We start from the raw sequence: 15,922 nt of genomic DNA, 5'->3' as shown, positions 1-15,922 counted from the left end.
TTAATGAATATCTTTCCAATAGGCTTTGTTCAAACGCCAAGCCAAGAGGGTGAAGATCGCCAAGAACAATAGAACCACTACACCAAGGCGCTTACGCTCTAACTGCACAGGCTCAGCCATCCAAGACATGAATGCAACTAAGTCGGCAATATTGTCGTCGTACTCTTGTGGCTTCATCGTACCTGGAGTTAACTGCTCAAAACCAACGAATACTTTTTCTGTTCTGCTCTCGTCGTGCGGATCTTTGCGCTCTTCAAACTTCGCAGCACGCTCACCCTGCAACTGCCAAAGCACATGTGGCATACCAACGTTTGGATACACCAAATTATTCCAACCCGTCTGGGTGGTGTCGTCTTTATAGAAAGTGCGGAAGTAGGTATAGAGCCAATCCGTTCCACGAGCACGTGCCTCTACTGATAAATCAGGTGGGGTCTTGCCAAACCACGCCTTACCCTCTTTTGGAGTCATAGAAATGGTCATCAAATCACCCACTTTGGCATCCGTCAAAATGAGGTTGTCTTTGATCTGTTGATCAGTTAAACCGATATCGCGCAAGCGGTTGTAACGCATGCTTGAAGCTGCATGGCAGTTTAAGCAATAGTTCACAAAGATCTTGGCGCCATTTTGTAAAGACGCATTATTACTGACACGATTTGGTGCCGTATCTAATGGGTAGCCACCTTCGTTTGCATTAGCATTCAAGCCAAAACCTAAGGCGGCAACCAATACCGCTGCCTGGCAGAGACCCATCAATGTTTGCAGAATTCGTTTCATACTAGTTCCTAATTTTTCTTAGCTAATATCTCAGGCGTTAATTAATGGGACTCAAAAGTAACTCGGTCTGGAACTGGCTTGAAAGTGCCAAGCTTGCTCCAAAACGGCATTGCCAAGAAAAAGCCCAAGTAGTAAATCGTGCAGATCTGAGAAATCTTTTCAAATACCGGTGATGGTGGCTCGATTCCCAAGTAACCCAAGATCACGAAACTCACCACAAAAACCCCATAAATGTATTTATGGAACTTTGGACGATAGCGAATAGATTTCACAGGTGAATGGTCCAGCCAAGGCAAGAAGAACATGATGACCACTGAACCGCCCATAATCACAACACCCCAAAACTTGGCATCAAACAAGTAAAAACCTCCGGCCAATACCAACGCAATTGCAGCGCAAGCACCTTTGACCTTGATATCGCTAGAGCTCTTAGCAAACATTCCTAAAATCACTGCTAAGAAAATCCACAAGGGCAACAAGAAGTTGGAGGTGGTCGCACGCAACATGGAATAGAACGGCGTGAAATACCAAACTGGCGCGATATGAGATGGCGTTACAAATGGATTTGCAGGTATGAAGTTATTGGCTTCAAGGAAATATCCACCCATTTCTGGAGCAAAGAATACGATACAAGCAAATACCATCAAAAAGCCGCCCAAATACATCACATCGTGGACGCTATAGTAAGGATGGAACGGAATACCATCAACAGGATGGCCTTGCGCATCTAAGGTATTTTTGATCTCAACACCATCAGGATTGTTAGATCCAACTTCATGTAATGCAAGGATGTGGGCTGCTACTAAGCCAATTAAGACTAATGGGATAGCAATCACATGGAATGCAAAGAAGCGATTGAGGGTGGCATCGCCCACTACATAATCGCCACGCAACCATAAGGAGAGGTCTGGACCAATAAATGGAATGGCAGAGAACAAGTTAACGATCACTTGGGCGCCCCAATAGGACATTTGACCCCATGGCAGCAAGTAGCCGAAGAAAGCTTCGCCCATTAAGCACAAGAAGATTGCACAACCAAAGATCCAAATAAGTTCACGTGGCTTGCGATAAGAACCATAGATCAAACCACGGAACATATGCATATACACCACGACGAAGAACATAGATGCGCCAGTGGAATGCATATAGCGAATCAGCCAACCGAATGGAACCTCACGCATGATGTATTCGACTGACTCGAATGCCTTAGCAGCATCAGGCTTGTAATTCATCACCAGAAAAATTCCAGTAATAATCTGAATCGCCAAAACCACGATTGCGAGCGCACCAAAAATATAGAAAAAATTCAAATTTTTTGGAGCATAGTATTCGCTCATATGCCTCTTAAAGGCATCTGTAACTGGGAGCCTAGAGTCAACCCAGGCCATTAACTTTTGGGCCGCAGAAGCGTCAGCAGGAACTTGTTTTTCTTGAAATGCCATTTATTTCTCCTTAGGCCTTCTTATCTTCGCCAATCAGAATCTTGGTATCGCTCAAATACATATGTGGCGGCACTTCAAGATTATCTGGGGCTGGTTTGTTCTTATAAACACGGCCTGCCATGTCAAAAGTGGAGCCATGACATGGGCATAGGTAGCCACCCGGCCAACTAGTCGGCAAGGAGGGCTGTGCACCCGATTCAAATTTAGGTGTTGGAGAGCATCCCAAATGAGTGCAAATGCCTACTACTACAAAATATTCAGGCTTGATTGAGCGCCATTGATTTTGAGCGTATGGAGGGGTGAATTGAGATGGGTCTCTTAATGAATTAGGATCAGCCAATTCCCCATCAATTTTAGATAATTCAGCAACCTGCTCAGGAGTACGACGCACAACCCAGACTGGCTTACCGCGCCATTCTGCGGTCCTCATCTCATCTGGCTTCATACCAGTGATATCGATCTCTACAGCGGCTCCAGCGGCTTTTGCGCGCTCAGAAGGCTCAAAACTATCAACAAAAGGGTAAAGGGCTGCGGCCGCGCCTACGCCACCTACTGCGGATGTGGCGATCAACCAATTACGGCGATCCTTGTCCATACAGGGCTTGTCACTCATTTACAAAATTCCTAGAAAGGGTATTTATGGGTGGAAATTGCTTAAACCTAGCATTTTAAAGTAAAAAGTGGGGTAAGCAAGAAAGTTATGGGGTTAATCTCGGGTTAATCAATATTCAGACAAAAAAGGAAGCGTTTATGGGCGTTTTAAAGGAATTTCGGGACTTTGCGGTCAAGGGCAATGTGATCGATTTGGCAGTCGGCGTCATTATTGGCGGGGCTTTTGGGAAAATCGTCGACTCCTTGGTTAATGACATCGTTATGCCAGTCATTTCTACCCTTTTAGGGGGTCATATTGACTTCACCAACCTCTTTATTGTTTTGGGGCATGCTCCAGAGGGAGTACCCAGAACTTTTGATGCCCTCAAAAAGGCTGGGGTGCCAATTTTCGCTTATGGAAACTTCATCACCATTTCCATTAATTTCATCCTGTTGGCTTTTGTTATTTTTCAAATGGTGAAGGTTGTTAACAAGATCCGCTTGCTAGATGCACCCGCAACCCCGCCCGTTCCTGAGGACGTAGTTTTGTTGCGTGAAATTCGTGACAGCCTGAAAAAATAATTTAATTCATTGCTAGCCAAGTCACCCTCTTCTTTAGGCAGTAAAAATTGATCACTGAAAATTCGTCTTCAGAAGAGGGTGGAGATGCAAGACTTCTTTTGCAAAATAGTTTTGCACTACTTCAAAAAAGTGAATTTGAAAAAGCAGATGCCCTACTGGCAAAAGCGTACGAACTGCAACCGAATAACGCTGATGTTTTAAATCTTCTTGGAATTCGCTCATACCAAAAGCAACAATTTGAGAGTGCATTGGCGCTTTTGTATAAAGCCAATTTACTAGCGCCTCATTCCGCACAAACCCTCGGGAATATTGGGCTTGTATACAACGCACTAGAAAAGTACTCAGAGGCGCTTCGCTTTTTTGATCTGTCTATTGCCGTAGACGAACGCATTCCAGAAACCCACAACAATAGAGGTAATGCCTTGAAGGGCTTATCAAATGATCAGGAAGCGTTTGTAGCATATGAAAAAGCAATCTCCCTGCGCCCTAATTATGCCGAGGCCCTCAATAATCAAGGGGTTATTTTTTTAGAGGCAAAAAAATTGCCCGAGGCGAATTCTCTATTTGAACGCGCCATTGAGGCAAACCCCAACTTTGCCATTGCCTATAACAATTTGGGGAATGCACTTACACAACTAAGGAATTATGAATTTGCATTTCAATGTTTTGAGCGTGCCATTCAATTACATCCAAGCTATATAGATGCTTATATCAATTTTGGCAATAGCTTAAAGAAATTCAAGGCCTATAGCGGTGCTGTTGATTGCTATCAACACGCACTTACAATCGAGCCGCGCAATGCACTCATTTTTAATCTATTAGGTGATGCGTACTATGAAGTGGGTGACGCAGATTTAGCCAAGACTTATTATGCAAAATCACTAGAGCTCAATCCCAATAACTACGAAGCTCGATTGGCATTAATGGTTGCACAAATTCCAAAGGTGTATAGAGATCAAGCTGAAGTTTCAGAATCTAGAAGAGCATTCATTCAGCAGTTAGAGTTTTTGCAAGCAGATAGCGACCTCGCATGGATATTCCAAACAAACGAAAATATACTATCTCGACATCCTTTTTATCTTGCGTACCAGGATGCGAATAATGAAGCGATTCTCTCGAAATTTGGGGAAATCAGCGTCCAGCTAGCGCAACTTGTTCAGAAAGAGATCGCGCTGCCCCAAAAATGCACCGGATCTCCTGGCAAAATTCGTGTTGGGATTGTGAGCAATCACTTTAGTAATCACCCTGTTTGGCATGCCATTACAAAGGGGTTGGTAAGCCAACTAAACCCAGATTTATTCGAGCTTCTCCTCTTTAATACAAACGGTTCAGAGGATCTTGAAACCGTAATAGCCAAATCAAAAGGAGAATACTTTTATCTCAATCAATCGGTTGCCGTTTCAGCCCAATTCATTAGAAATGAAAATTTAGACGTATTGCTCTATCCAGAAATTGGCATGGATACGGTCAGTAGAGCCTTAGCCTGCTTTAGATTGGCGCCACTACAAATTGCTGCATGGGGGCATCCCGAAACTAGCGGCTTGCCAACAATTGACTGCTACTTATCCGCCGACCTGTTTGAAACTAGCTCTTCCAATCTCTTTTACAGCGAGGAATTAATTAGACTGCCAAATCTTGGGGCTTACGTTGAATTTCAAGCGGTACAAAAGACGGATGTCCATTTAACTAGTCTTGGAATCAATCCTGATAAGCCTATGTTGATATGCGCAGGATCACCCTCTAAGTACGCTCCCGAGCATGACCATATCTTCACCGATATAGCTAGGCGACTCGGTTCCTGTCAATTTATCTTTTTTGATTTTGAAGAAAACCTCACTTCGATCTTAAAAGATCGATTAAAAACGGCATTCTCCAACGCAAATCTTGAGATGACGCAATTTGTACATTTCATTCCCTTTCTTAAGAAAGAGGAATTTCATGGTCTGATGCAGAAAGCGCATCTTTATTTAGACACCATTGGATTTTCTGGTTTCAATACAGCAATACAGGCGTTGCTATGTGATTTACCAATCATCACCATAGAAGGTGAGTTTATGCGTGGCAAACTGGCCAGCGGAATTCTCCGTCGCATGGGAACGCCCGATCTAATCTGCCACTCAACTGCTGAATATATTGATAGAGCAGTTAAATTCATTCAAAATCAAGACATGCGAAATGGATACAAAAAGCAAATTTCTGAAAATCTTCATATCATTTTTGCTGATCAAGAACCGATTCGTTCTCTGGAAACTTTATTATTAACCCGAACTAAAAAAGCGATTAATACATAGATGAATATGAACAGGCTCTGGCTAGTATTTACACAAGCAGTGACTGTTTTGTTGGCCGCTTTATTTATCGTTGTCGCACTAAAGCCAGAATGGCTTAATACTTCATCAAGCAAATCTTTGGTAAACACTATTTTAATTAACCAAGTAAGCCAAGATGGGCAATTAAGTCCAGGTTCATATCATGATGCTGTGAAACGATCTATGCCTGCTGTGGTCAATATCTTCACAAGCAAATCCCCAGCCAAGTCTAGTGCGCGTGCGGGCAAAAACCCGAATTCAGTCGACCCTCTGTTTAAGTTCTTTTTTGGTGACCAGCCACCAGAAGAACCCAGTGCAAGCCTTGGGTCTGGAGTCCTAGTAAGCGCTGATGGATACATCCTCACCAATCATCATGTCATTAGTGACGCAAACAGCATTGATGTTGCCCTATCTGATGGGCGCAAGATAAAAGCGCGAGTTATTGGCAGCGATCCAGAAACAGATATTGCAGTTTTAAAAGTCGAAACCAAGCAATTACCTACAGCCATTACGTTGGGTAATGTAGATTCAATCCATGTGGGTGATGTAGTGCTGGCTATTGGCAATCCCTTTGGAGTTGGGCAAACCGTAACATCTGGAATCATCTCTGCCCTGGGGCGTAATCATCTGGGAATTAACACCTTTGAAAATTTTATTCAAACTGATGCGGCAATTAACCCAGGTAACTCAGGAGGCGCATTAGTCGATACTCGAGGCAACTTAATTGGAATAAATACAGCAATCTTTTCAAATAATGGTGGGTCCATGGGAATCGGCTTTGCAATTCCGATTGATTTGGCTAAGCAGGTAATGAATTCAATCATTGCCAGTGGTAGCGTCACCCGTGGATGGATAGGAGTGGAGCCTCAAAACTTAAATCCCGAACTTTCAGACTCTCTAGGGCTGGCAGCCAATATAAAAGGAGTTTTATTATCAGGGGTACTCAATGGGGGGCCAGCATTCCGCAGCGGAGCAAGGCCCGGTGACATTCTCATTTCTGTTGATGGCACACCAACTCATGATGTTAGGGGGCTATTAGACAAAGTTTCTAGCATTAATCCTGGCAATGAGGCTGAACTGAAAATTCTACGCAAGGGTAAAGAGTTAGATCTGAAAGTTCAAATAGGTCAACGCCCTAAACCTAAGAAATTATTAAACTAATTTTCTAATATCCTCCTGCTTAGCGATTAAATCAATTTTATTCAATGACTGAAAACTTAGAACTAGCACGTCACCATTTTGAATTAGCACTCATTGCCCTAAATCAGAATAATGATGTGCAGGCAGAGATTGAATTGCGCAATGCGTTGCAACACTCGCCCTCAAGACCATCAATTCTTGCTAATTTATCTGCAGTACTGATACGCCAACAAAAATGGATTGAAGCTAAAAAGATTTGCGCTAACCTGCTGGAAATCGAGTCCAATAGCCTTGAAGGGTGCATCAATCTTGGAATTTGTGAACAACATACCGACAATCTGGAAGCTGCCCTTCGACACTTCAACCGCGCACTTGAAATCAACCCAAAGTCTGCTACAGCGTTGGTTAATAAAGGCAACATTCTCTCAGAAAAAGAAATCTTTGATGCAGCACGCACCTGTTTTGAGAGCGCTCTGAGACTGGAACCAAACTCAGAGGAAGGTCATATAGGCTTAGGTAATTTGCTTAATGAGCTCAAGGATTACGATCTAGGTTTAGAACACTTTTCTAAAACGCTATCCATTAATCCCAATAATTTTCAAGCTCAGTGGAATAAATCCCTTTCGCTCTTACGTTTGGGCCAATATGAAGAGGGTTGGAGGCTATATGAATCCCGCTGGCAAATCTCTGGAATGGCGGAGCATGCAAAACACCAAGATATCCCATTATGGTTGGGTGAAAGCCCCTTGGCTGGAAAAACTATTTTGATTCATGCAGAACAAGGCTTTGGTGATGCCATTCAAATGAGTCGCTACTTACCAATTCTTGTCAATCAAATGGGTGCCAGGGTTATCTTCGAGGTGAATACAGCGCTGATAGATTTAATGCGGCCCTTAGATTCCAAGATAAAAATCATTAATTCGAACATTCCCCTCTCACAACAAGTCAGTGGGCGTCCTGATTTTCAATGTCCAATCATGAGTTTACCTTTTGCACTTAGAACTACGCTTGACTCGATCCCGAACCACACTCCCTACCTTTATGCTAATCCAGAAAAGCGTGACTTGTGGCGCAAAAGATTAGCCAACATCTCATCAAGAAATAGACCCTTCCGAATAGGTATCACGTGGTCTGGATCAGGCCATTATGCTGGCAAAAAAAATTCCAAGCGGGATCTTCCTTTTGATTGTGTCAGATCCCTTGTAAATGATCTATCGGCACATTCAATCGAATTTCATGCCATCCAAAAAGAATTTAAAAATGATTACCTATTAAAGCAACCTCATAATCTTTTCTTGCATCACGACTTCTTGGATAACTTTGCAGATAGTGCGGCCTTGATAGCGGAGCTAGATTTGATTGTTTCCATTGATACTGCTGTTGGACATTTAGCGGGCGCCCTTGGGCAAAGGACTCTACTATTAATTCCTGACCCACCTGACTTTATGGCAATGCGCAATATAAATCATAGTCTATGGTACCCAAGCGTCAGCCTGATTCGACAAGAGAGTCGAGGCATTTGGCCATTAGAGAATATTAAATCGACAATTTTAAAGACTGTAAAAATTGGCAGCATCTAGCTGATAAGATCATTCAGCATATTTTAGGCGTAAAAAAACCACCCCGAAGGGTGGTTTTTTGTCTTGCTTTTCTAAAATCAAGTGGATCAAGTCCACCAAAAAATTAGAATGTGTGACGCAAACCTAAAGCGTATTGGTTAGCTGTAGAACCTGAACCAGCGATACCAAGTGAACCAGAGGTTGACTGTTGCTGACCATAGATTGCATACAAGTTTGTACGCTTGCTGAGGTAGTAGTTACTACCCAACTGCCAGCCTACGAAGTTAACATACGCTGGTGATTGGATGGTAGTAGTAGGTGTGCCCTTGTACTTACCAGAACCAATACTTGCCCATGATTCAATAGTTGGGGTGATGTAGCTACGAACACCGATCTGCTGAGCAGTACGGTTAGCTTGTTCGCCAGCCAATACTGAAGTAGCAGTAGCAGCACCAAGGAGGGCCGCTGACGAAGCTGTATCTTGTTGAACTTTACGACCAACCCACTGAGCGTATGCCTTCAGGATACCAAAGTCATAAGTACCGCCAGCATAAGTTTGCTTATCAGACAAGTTAGATGGAGCAAATAAACCGGTTGTAGCAGCAGAAGCTTGACCGGTTGTACCACCAACACCACCAGTGTTAAGAACAGTACCTGTCAAAGCATAAATACCATTGCTGTACTGAGTCTTGAATGACTGGTATGCAGCTGTCAAATACAATTTTTGCCATGTAAAGTCAGCAGCCAAGCCCCAACCATTCCAGTTAGTGTTACCACCACCAGAAGATGTGTTAGCAATTTGTGTTTGTGTGTAGTTCTGGTTGTTTAATGCATAGATACCTGAAGCTGTGAAACCTGCAAATTTGTCAGTCTTAAATGACAATGCGTTTGAAGCACGGTTTGTAAAGCCAACGTTGTTACCTGTACCAGCTGATACTGTATCGCCAGAAGCATATACAGAACCAGAGCTATAAATAACGTTACCAGCTACGTTGTTGTATTGACCAGGATCAGTTGCGGCACCAGAGTTAAATACTGGAGTGTATTGGCGACCAAAAGCAGCTTGACCTAAGCCGTTCTTTTTCAAACCAACAAAAGATTGGCGGTTGTCTATTGCGGAACCAGAACCCTGTGAAGTACCTTGAATTGCATCACGGTCTGTACCACCAGACAAGTTACCGTTTTGTGGCTGGAGGCCTAATTCAACAGTGAAGAATGCAGATGTGCCGCCACCCAAATCTTCAGTACCTTTGAAACCTAAACGGTTAGTTTGTTCAGCAGATGCACCGAAAGCGCTCTTTTGAATTTTGTTAACAGAGCCGTTACCGTAGCCAAGACCGTTAGCTGAAGAACCAGTTTCACGTGCATTGGAACCAATGTAGCCCATATCCAAGATACCGTATACGGTTACGCTGGATTGAGCTTGAGCTGCGCCAGCGATTGCTGTCAAAGCTGCTGCTGCGAATAGCGATTTTTTCATTCTGTAAATCTCCATAAATTGAAAGTAATGCCCAAATAAAGCCGGGACCATTGAATTTTCGGTCCTTTGCCCTACTAGACTGAGTATAAGGGTATTTATGAGCTCTTTTTGCTTGTCAAAAGGTAGTTTTTTGGCTTTCTTCGTTGTATCTCGACAACAAGAGCTCAGATTTCTGCCTTTTAAGGCATCTAGATGCCAAAATTGTCATATGGCAAGTCGCGAATTCTTAAAAATCCTTAGCTCAGCACGTCTTGGTGATGTATTGGCACAACAAAAGCTGGCTGAAGCCTACCTTACTGGCGCCTTTAAAACCCCAATTCAGCCCTCTAACGCATTGATTTGGCTAGAAAAATCTTATTTATCTATTCAAAATCAGCGCCCTGAGGGGGGCAACTCAAATAGCGATGAAACTCTTGGGATATTGAGGCAAATGGCCCAAATTCCACTTGCACAAACCTTTAACACGCCTGCATTTACCTTTGGTTGGACCTCTTTCTGGGAGCTCGCGCATAGCAATGCGGAAGCAGAATCTTCACTCGCTGCCAAATGGCAGCTGATAGATTTACTCATTAACCCCTGCAATCAAGAGATTCAATCCCAGCTTGTAGATTGGCTAAAGAAAAATACCTCGATAGCCTTAGGGGAAGAATTAGCAGGGCAAGATTTGAATGGCTTTCAAAAAATAGCTCAACAGTATCTTCAGGAGCTTGCTGATGGGAGCTCACAGTTTGCCAACTCTGCAAAAGAATTGCTGATTCAGTTGCAACCAAAGAATGAGGCGCTCTCATCCTTGTGGGATATTTGGCTCCAAGATCAAAATAAGGGGGCATTAATCCAAGCTGCTGAATTAGGGCTTACTGCCGCAAAGTTAGCTTTGGGATTGCGACTAGCTCAATTAGACGGCGATGTAGTAAAAAATAAATCTAACGCCTCTCTCAAGAAAGCAGCCCATTGGTTAGAGCTGGCAGCAAAAGATGGGGATCGTGATGCCTGGTATGCACTCGGTGAAATTTATCGTCGTCCGCAATTTTCTGGCTATAGCGCTACAGAGAGTGATCGTTGCTTTGATCGTGCAGCCGATCTCGGTCATGCGCAAGCACAGTTGCGTAAAGGGGCTAATCTATGGCGTAAACGCGAAAAGACCGATGAAAAGGTTCGCGGCTTACAAGCATCTTATTGGGTTTGGCAAGCCCATCAACAAGGCGTTACTGAGGCAAAAGAATTGCTCAGCAAAATACTAACGAGCTGTCCCGATCCCAAGAAAAATGATTGGTATGAGCTCGCAGTATGCGCAGATCAAGTCATCAACCACCATGCGGAACATAAACTCGATGAAGACTGGGTACTACTGTGCCATCGCATCATCATTGCAAATCAATTTAACTTTAGTAAAGCAGAGCTTTTACTCTCTGAGGTCGGGCAACTGCAACATGAGCATTGTGTAGTCGTCGACATTCGCTGGGAGCTCCCAAAAATATTACCTAGACTCATTCAGATTGAAACTATTCAACAGCGTCGCGCATTATTAGCTGCTGGTAAGGCCTTTGCTGGATCTGTTCTTGAGATAGAAGGCAATTTACGTCAAAGACGCTATCGCTTTGATCAAGTGGCCGACTGGTTAAGCACTACTTTTTCGAAAAGCAATATGAATCAAGCAAGTACCGAGCTAGCTTAGCTAGTTGCTTTGGCTTCATCTTCTTCAGGTGGCTTTGGCACATAGAGGCGTGCCACCAACAAGCCCAACTCATATAGCAGGGTCATAGGCACTGCCAGTAGCAACTGGGATAGCACATCTGGTGGCGTAACAATCGCCGAGATAACAAATGCGCCAACAATTACATAGGGACGTATCTCTCTTAGCTTTGCTAAAGGGACGATACCCATCCGAACTAAAACTACGACCACAACCGGAACTTCAAAAGTAAGACCAAAAGCTAGAAAGGTATTCATAGCAAAGCTGAGGTATTTATCAATATCAGTGGACATCTCCGCACCTAATGGCGCGTTATAACTAGCCATGAAATTAAATACCGTCGGAAATACCAAGAAATAGGCAAATGCCATGCCGAAGATAAATAGGCTGTAGCTACTAACCACTAATGGAACAACCAATTTGCGCTCATGTTGATATAAACCAGGCGCAATAAAAGCCCATAACTGATACATCACTACCGGCAAGGCAATGACGAAAGCTACCAGCATCGTGACTTTCATGGGCACAAAGAAAGAGCCCGTAACATCGGTCACGATCATCTTGCCACCAGCAGGCAATGAGTCTAGTAGCGGCTGAGAAAACAGATGAAAAATATCAGGCGCCCAATACACTAAGCATACAAACACCACAATAATTGCCAACGCAGATTTGATTACGCGATCGCGTAGTTCATATAAATGCGATAGAAAAGATTCTTGCAATCCTGAATCTTCAGTAGAGTTATTTTCTGTCATGCCAATCTAAATTATTTACCAGAGCTATGGTGAAAGCGCTTCATTCTAGCGGCGCCTGATTGCACGCGAGTCCGCACACCTGCTGAACGCTTAAACCAAATGGGTCTTGCTGCGCGCCTTACGCCCCAGCTATTACGGCCCTGGCGCTTCGTCTTGCGTAGAACCTCTTTTTCATCAAGCGGTGGTTTTTCAAAGTGAGTTTCAAAAATATCTGCTTGATCTGTGAGATTTGCATTTGCTTCACTAGCAACTGAACTAATACTGTTTTCAACTTCTTTTAAGACCGAGGTGCTTTCTTCGCGGAATTTTTTAAATTCCTCAACTTCCATCTGTCGATTTACTTCCGACTTAACGTCGGCCATGTAACGCTGCGCACGACCAAATAAATTTCCGGCCATACGGGCTACTTTTGGCAGGCGCTCTGGTCCAACTACCACCAAAGCAACCACTGCAATGAGCGCAAGTTTTGAAACCCCTAAATCAATCATCTCAGGGAGCTAAATGAGGACCGCACGAATTTCAATTGCGCTTTGTAAAAATTATTTATTGAGGTCTTTAGCTTGCACATCCACAGTTTTATCTGTAGCTGCGGAAGCTTGCTGAATTTGATCTTTAGGTTGAGCCGCAGGATCTTCAGATGTTTTCATACCATCTTTGAAGCCTTTAACAGCGCCACCCAAGTCTTGGCCAATATTGCGCAATTTCTTGGTACCAAATACCAACATCACGATGACCAAAACAATTAACCAATGCCAAATGCTAAATGAACCCATCTCTAATCTCCTTGGATTATTTTTTCCAGGGACGCGGACCGCCCATCACATGCAAGTGCAAGTGATAAACCTCCTGCCCACCATCTACTCCGTTATTTACCATCAACCTAAAGCCGCCATCCCTTCCAGGTCGGCAGCCCTGCTCTTTGGCAAGACGGGGCGCTAACTCCATCATTCTACCTAGCAAAGGGGCATCCACGCTTTCCGCTAACTCCAGCATGGGAATATGTTTCTTGGGAATCATTAAAAAATGGACCGGGGCAGCAGGGTTAATGTCCTTAAAGGCATAGATCTCTTCATCCTCATAGACTTTTTGAGAGGGGATTAAGCCCTGAGAAATCTTGCAAAAGAGGCAATTAGGATCGTGACTCATCTTGCTTGTTTGCCCTTATTCCTTGTTGGCAGCTTTGCGAGCAGCCTTTTCTTCAATCCCAGACGTACCTAAGCGACGATCAAGCTCGGCAATCACGTCTTCTGGACGTAAATTGAACTGTGAGAGCGCAATTAAACAGTGGAACCAAAGATCCGCCATCTCTCCAACCAAAAGCTTTTGCTGCTCTGAAGCCAGGTTAGAACTGCGTGCATCCTTAGCAGCCATTACAGTCTCGGTTGCTTCCTCGCCAATCTTTTTGAGAATGCCATCATCACCTTTTGAAAAAAGCAAAGCGGTGTATGACGTTTTTGGGTCAGCATTGCCTGCCTTAAACGCATCACGTCGTTGATCCACAACATCAGCCAAATGGGCTAATGCAGAATCTAAATTAGAGGGTTTATTCGCTGAGCTACTCATAGGTTTATTTTATGTCTTTTACTCAAAGACCTTAATGATCTGTTATTTCTTGGGCTTTGACTCATCGACCCAAGTGGTTTTATTCGAATCCCACTGCTGGAAAAAACAGCTATGTTCACCAGTGTGACATGCGATACCGTCTTTTTGCTCAACCACGAGCAAAATCGTATCGCCATCACAATCTAAGCGAATTTCTTTCACCTTCTGGGTGTGGCCTGACTCTTCACCTTTATGCCACAGTTTCTGACGTGAGCGAGTCCAGTAAACAGCTTCACCCAAACGCAAGGTTGCTAATAGTGCATCGCGATTCATCCATGCCATCATCAAGATGTCGTTGCTGCCAAACTCTTGTGCGATGACGGGAACCAAGCCTTGCTCATTCCAGGCGACGGCATCAAGCCAAGGTCCTGCCTGAATAGATTCAATTGGGGTAAATGTGCTCTTAGGCTTGTTCATACCTAAACTTTACCGTGAAAGTGGTGAATTCTGAAATTCGACTAAATACGAACCGGAATTCCTTGGGCGGCCATATATTCTTTTGCCTGACCGACGGTGTACTCGCCATAGTGAAAAATGCTGGCAGCCAGCACGGCATCAGCGTGACCCTTGGTAATGCCATCAACCAAGTGCTGCAAGTTACCTACGCCGCCCGAAGCGATAACTGGAACAGAGACCGCATCACTCACTGCGGCAGTCAGCGCTAAATCAAAGCCGTCTTTGCTGCCATCGCGATTCATGCTTGTAAGAAGAATTTCACCAGCACCCCGTTTGGTAACCTCCCTAGCCCAGGCGACTACATCCATACCGGTTGCCGTTCTACCTCCATGGGTAAACACCTCCCAATTACCGGCCTCGGTTTGTTTTGCATCGATTGCAACAACAATACATTGCGAGCCGTAATAAGCGGCGGCATCTGAAACCAAATCTGGATTAGCAACAGCAGAAGAATTCATACTCACTTTATCTGCGCCTGCATTAAGCAAACGACGCACATCAGCGACTACACGAACGCCACCGCCAACGGTCAGCGGAATAAATACTTGGGAAGCGACATCTTCAATGATGTGCAAAATGAGATCGCGCCCATCTGAAGTTGCAGTGATGTCTAAGAAGGTCAGTTCATCCGCACCTTGAGTGTCATAACGTTTGGCAATTTCTACAGGGTCGCCTGCGTCACGTAAACCAACAAAGTTCACACCCTTAACAACGCGCCCTGCTGTGACATCTAAACAAGGAATAATTCTTTTGGTTAACACTAGATAATTTTCTTTTTATATTTGAGTGTTAACTCGTCTGCATATTTTTGAGCCGCAGCAAGATCAAGGTCACCCGCATAAATGGAGCGGCCAGCGATCACGCCCATGACTCCCTCTTCCTCAGCCTTACAAAGCGCTTCAATGTCTTGATTATTAGAGAGTCCGCCGCTGGCAATTACTGGGATTCGAATAGCTTGAGCCAACTTCATCGTGGCATCGATATTGACACCTTTGAGCATGCCATCGCGACCAATATCGGTATAGATAATGGCTTCTACGCCCCAGTCCTCAAACTTCTTAGCCAGATCAATCACTTCATGGCCTGTAATCTTGCTCCAACCATCCGTAGCGACTTTGCCATCACGCGCATCAAGACCAACCATCACGTGACCAGGAAATGCAGTGCAAGCATCTTGTACAAAGCCAGGATTTTTGACTGCAGCAGTACCAATAATGACAGTACTGATACCGTCATCTAATAAACGTTCAATCGTTTCTAGATCGCGGATACCTCCGCCAAGCTGAACCGGAATTTCATCTCCGACAGCTTTCAAAATCGATTTGATAGCAGACTCATTTTTGAGCTTTCCGGCAAAAGCACCATTGAGATCTACCAAGTGCAAACGTCGGGCACCTTTGCTAATCCAATGCGCAGCCATCGCACCCGGGTCTTCAGAAAATACTGTGGCTTTGTCCATATCACCTTGTTCTAATCGAACGCAGTGGCCGTCTTTAAGATCAATTGCAGGAATGAGCAGCATAGTGAGGCGTTAGGAAG

17 protein-coding genes are annotated in these 15,922 nt (G+C 44.1%); 5 read left to right on the top strand and 12 right to left on the bottom strand.

All coding sequences use genetic code 11. From position 1 onward, the window contains the following. The 3 genes from FD968_RS00680 to petA are packed head-to-tail and all read right to left on the bottom strand — an operon-like array spanning position 1 to position 2,829. Positions 1-774: a cytochrome c1 gene (locus FD968_RS00680; protein WP_215366634.1), complete on the bottom strand. Its 774-nt coding sequence runs from the start codon at positions 772-774 to the stop codon at positions 1-3. A gap of 41 nt (positions 775-815) precedes the next feature. Further along, positions 816-2,216, bottom strand: coding sequence for a cytochrome bc complex cytochrome b subunit (locus tag FD968_RS00675; RefSeq protein ID WP_215366631.1), 1,401 nt, complete (start codon positions 2,214-2,216; stop codon positions 816-818). Positions 2,217-2,226: 10 nt separating this feature from the next. Then, complete coding sequence (gene petA, locus FD968_RS00670) at positions 2,227-2,829, bottom strand: ubiquinol-cytochrome c reductase iron-sulfur subunit (RefSeq protein WP_215366628.1); 603 nt, start codon at positions 2,827-2,829, stop codon at positions 2,227-2,229. A 137-nt stretch (positions 2,830-2,966) separates the two neighbouring features. Here petA and mscL point away from each other — a divergent pair, with 137 nt between their 5' ends. The 4 genes from mscL to FD968_RS00650 are packed head-to-tail and all read left to right on the top strand — an operon-like array spanning position 2,967 to position 8,418. After that, a complete protein-coding gene (gene mscL / locus FD968_RS00665) occupies positions 2,967-3,389 on the top strand; it encodes a large conductance mechanosensitive channel protein MscL (RefSeq protein WP_215366625.1) in 423 nt (140 codons plus the stop codon). Between the two features lie 47 nt (positions 3,390-3,436). Further along, on the top strand, positions 3,437-5,680 hold the full coding sequence (locus FD968_RS00660) for a glycosyltransferase family 41 protein (protein WP_215366622.1): 2,244 nt from the start codon (positions 3,437-3,439) through the stop codon (positions 5,678-5,680). Then, on the top strand, positions 5,681-6,859 hold the full coding sequence (locus tag FD968_RS00655; protein WP_251367586.1) for a Do family serine endopeptidase: 1,179 nt from the start codon (positions 5,681-5,683) through the stop codon (positions 6,857-6,859). A 44-nt stretch (positions 6,860-6,903) separates the two neighbouring features. Continuing rightward, on the top strand, positions 6,904-8,418 hold the full coding sequence (locus FD968_RS00650) for a tetratricopeptide repeat protein (protein ID WP_215366619.1): 1,515 nt from the start codon (positions 6,904-6,906) through the stop codon (positions 8,416-8,418). A 103-nt stretch (positions 8,419-8,521) separates the two neighbouring features. On the opposite strand, the gene FD968_RS00645 is transcribed toward FD968_RS00650, so the two are convergent. Beyond that, positions 8,522-9,877 (bottom strand): porin, encoded by a 1,356-nt coding sequence (locus tag FD968_RS00645; RefSeq protein ID WP_215366616.1) that lies wholly within the window; start codon positions 9,875-9,877, stop codon positions 8,522-8,524. A gap of 208 nt (positions 9,878-10,085) precedes the next feature. Between FD968_RS00645 and FD968_RS00640 the strand changes: the two genes are divergently transcribed. Further along, complete coding sequence (locus tag FD968_RS00640; RefSeq protein ID WP_215366613.1) at positions 10,086-11,552, top strand: tetratricopeptide repeat protein; 1,467 nt, start codon at positions 10,086-10,088, stop codon at positions 11,550-11,552. On the opposite strand, the gene tatC is transcribed toward FD968_RS00640, so the two are convergent. From tatC to hisA, 8 genes are read right to left on the bottom strand one after another with little or no spacing between them, the layout of a single operon-like run. Beyond that, a complete protein-coding gene (gene tatC / locus FD968_RS00635) occupies positions 11,549-12,325 on the bottom strand; it encodes a twin-arginine translocase subunit TatC (protein ID WP_215366610.1) in 777 nt (258 codons plus the stop codon). The two genes, FD968_RS00640 and tatC, sit on opposite strands and share 4 nt — an antisense overlap. A gap of 11 nt (positions 12,326-12,336) precedes the next feature. Beyond that, the gene (gene tatB / locus FD968_RS00630; RefSeq protein ID WP_215366607.1) at positions 12,337-12,813 is read right to left on the bottom strand and encodes a Sec-independent protein translocase protein TatB; all 477 of its coding nucleotides are present in this window, start codon (positions 12,811-12,813) and stop codon (positions 12,337-12,339) included. 51 nt (positions 12,814-12,864) lie between these two features. Further along, a complete protein-coding gene (tatA, locus tag FD968_RS00625; RefSeq protein WP_215366604.1) occupies positions 12,865-13,098 on the bottom strand; it encodes a Sec-independent protein translocase subunit TatA in 234 nt (77 codons plus the stop codon). Positions 13,099-13,114: 16 nt separating this feature from the next. Then, positions 13,115-13,471, bottom strand: coding sequence for a histidine triad nucleotide-binding protein (locus tag FD968_RS00620; protein ID WP_215366601.1), 357 nt, complete (start codon positions 13,469-13,471; stop codon positions 13,115-13,117). 15 nt (positions 13,472-13,486) lie between these two features. After that, on the bottom strand, positions 13,487-13,888 hold the full coding sequence (locus FD968_RS00615; RefSeq protein WP_215366597.1) for a phosphoribosyl-ATP diphosphatase: 402 nt from the start codon (positions 13,886-13,888) through the stop codon (positions 13,487-13,489). 42 nt (positions 13,889-13,930) lie between these two features. After that, the gene (hisI, locus tag FD968_RS00610; protein ID WP_215366594.1) at positions 13,931-14,344 is read right to left on the bottom strand and encodes a phosphoribosyl-AMP cyclohydrolase; all 414 of its coding nucleotides are present in this window, start codon (positions 14,342-14,344) and stop codon (positions 13,931-13,933) included. A gap of 41 nt (positions 14,345-14,385) precedes the next feature. Then, the gene (gene hisF / locus FD968_RS00605; RefSeq protein ID WP_215366590.1) at positions 14,386-15,144 is read right to left on the bottom strand and encodes an imidazole glycerol phosphate synthase subunit HisF; all 759 of its coding nucleotides are present in this window, start codon (positions 15,142-15,144) and stop codon (positions 14,386-14,388) included. After that, a complete protein-coding gene (hisA, locus tag FD968_RS00600; protein WP_215366587.1) occupies positions 15,144-15,905 on the bottom strand; it encodes a 1-(5-phosphoribosyl)-5-[(5-phosphoribosylamino)methylideneamino]imidazole-4-carboxamide isomerase in 762 nt (253 codons plus the stop codon). Before hisA ends, hisF begins: the two co-directional genes overlap by 1 nt. Positions 15,906-15,922 lie beyond the last annotated feature (17 nt).

The organism is Polynucleobacter sp. AP-Titi-500A-B4 (assembly GCF_018688095.1).
GTDB lineage: Bacteria > Pseudomonadota > Gammaproteobacteria > Burkholderiales > Burkholderiaceae > Polynucleobacter.
The sequence above is the reverse complement of the archived record's forward strand: the minus strand, read 5'-3'. Positions and strand labels throughout refer to the sequence as shown.

Bases quoted from the DNA above. Each gene is read 5' to 3' on its own strand.
- FD968_RS00655 (WP_251367586.1), top strand. From the start codon at position 5,681: ATGAATATGAACAGGCTCTGGCTAGTATTTACACAAGCAGTGACTGTT.
- FD968_RS00640 (WP_215366613.1), top strand. From the start codon at position 10,086: ATGGCAAGTCGCGAATTCTTAAAAATCCTTAGCTCAGCACGTCTTGGT.
- tatC (WP_215366610.1), bottom strand. From the start codon at position 12,325: ATGACAGAAAATAACTCTACTGAAGATTCAGGATTGCAAGAATCTTTT.
- hisI (WP_215366594.1), bottom strand. From the start codon at position 14,344: ATGAACAAGCCTAAGAGCACATTTACCCCAATTGAATCTATTCAGGCA.
- hisA (WP_215366587.1), bottom strand. From the start codon at position 15,905: ATGCTGCTCATTCCTGCAATTGATCTTAAAGACGGCCACTGCGTTCGA.
- mscL (WP_215366625.1), top strand. From the start codon at position 2,967: ATGGGCGTTTTAAAGGAATTTCGGGACTTTGCGGTCAAGGGCAATGTG.
- FD968_RS00650 (WP_215366619.1), top strand. From the start codon at position 6,904: ATGACTGAAAACTTAGAACTAGCACGTCACCATTTTGAATTAGCACTC.
- FD968_RS00675 (WP_215366631.1), bottom strand. From the start codon at position 2,216: ATGGCATTTCAAGAAAAACAAGTTCCTGCTGACGCTTCTGCGGCCCAA.
- tatB (WP_215366607.1), bottom strand. From the start codon at position 12,813: ATGATTGATTTAGGGGTTTCAAAACTTGCGCTCATTGCAGTGGTTGCT.
- tatA (WP_215366604.1), bottom strand. From the start codon at position 13,098: ATGGGTTCATTTAGCATTTGGCATTGGTTAATTGTTTTGGTCATCGTG.
- FD968_RS00620 (WP_215366601.1), bottom strand. From the start codon at position 13,471: ATGAGTCACGATCCTAATTGCCTCTTTTGCAAGATTTCTCAGGGCTTA.
- petA (WP_215366628.1), bottom strand. From the start codon at position 2,829: ATGAGTGACAAGCCCTGTATGGACAAGGATCGCCGTAATTGGTTGATC.
- FD968_RS00615 (WP_215366597.1), bottom strand. From the start codon at position 13,888: ATGAGTAGCTCAGCGAATAAACCCTCTAATTTAGATTCTGCATTAGCC.
- FD968_RS00680 (WP_215366634.1), bottom strand. From the start codon at position 774: ATGAAACGAATTCTGCAAACATTGATGGGTCTCTGCCAGGCAGCGGTA.
- FD968_RS00645 (WP_215366616.1), bottom strand. From the start codon at position 9,877: ATGAAAAAATCGCTATTCGCAGCAGCAGCTTTGACAGCAATCGCTGGC.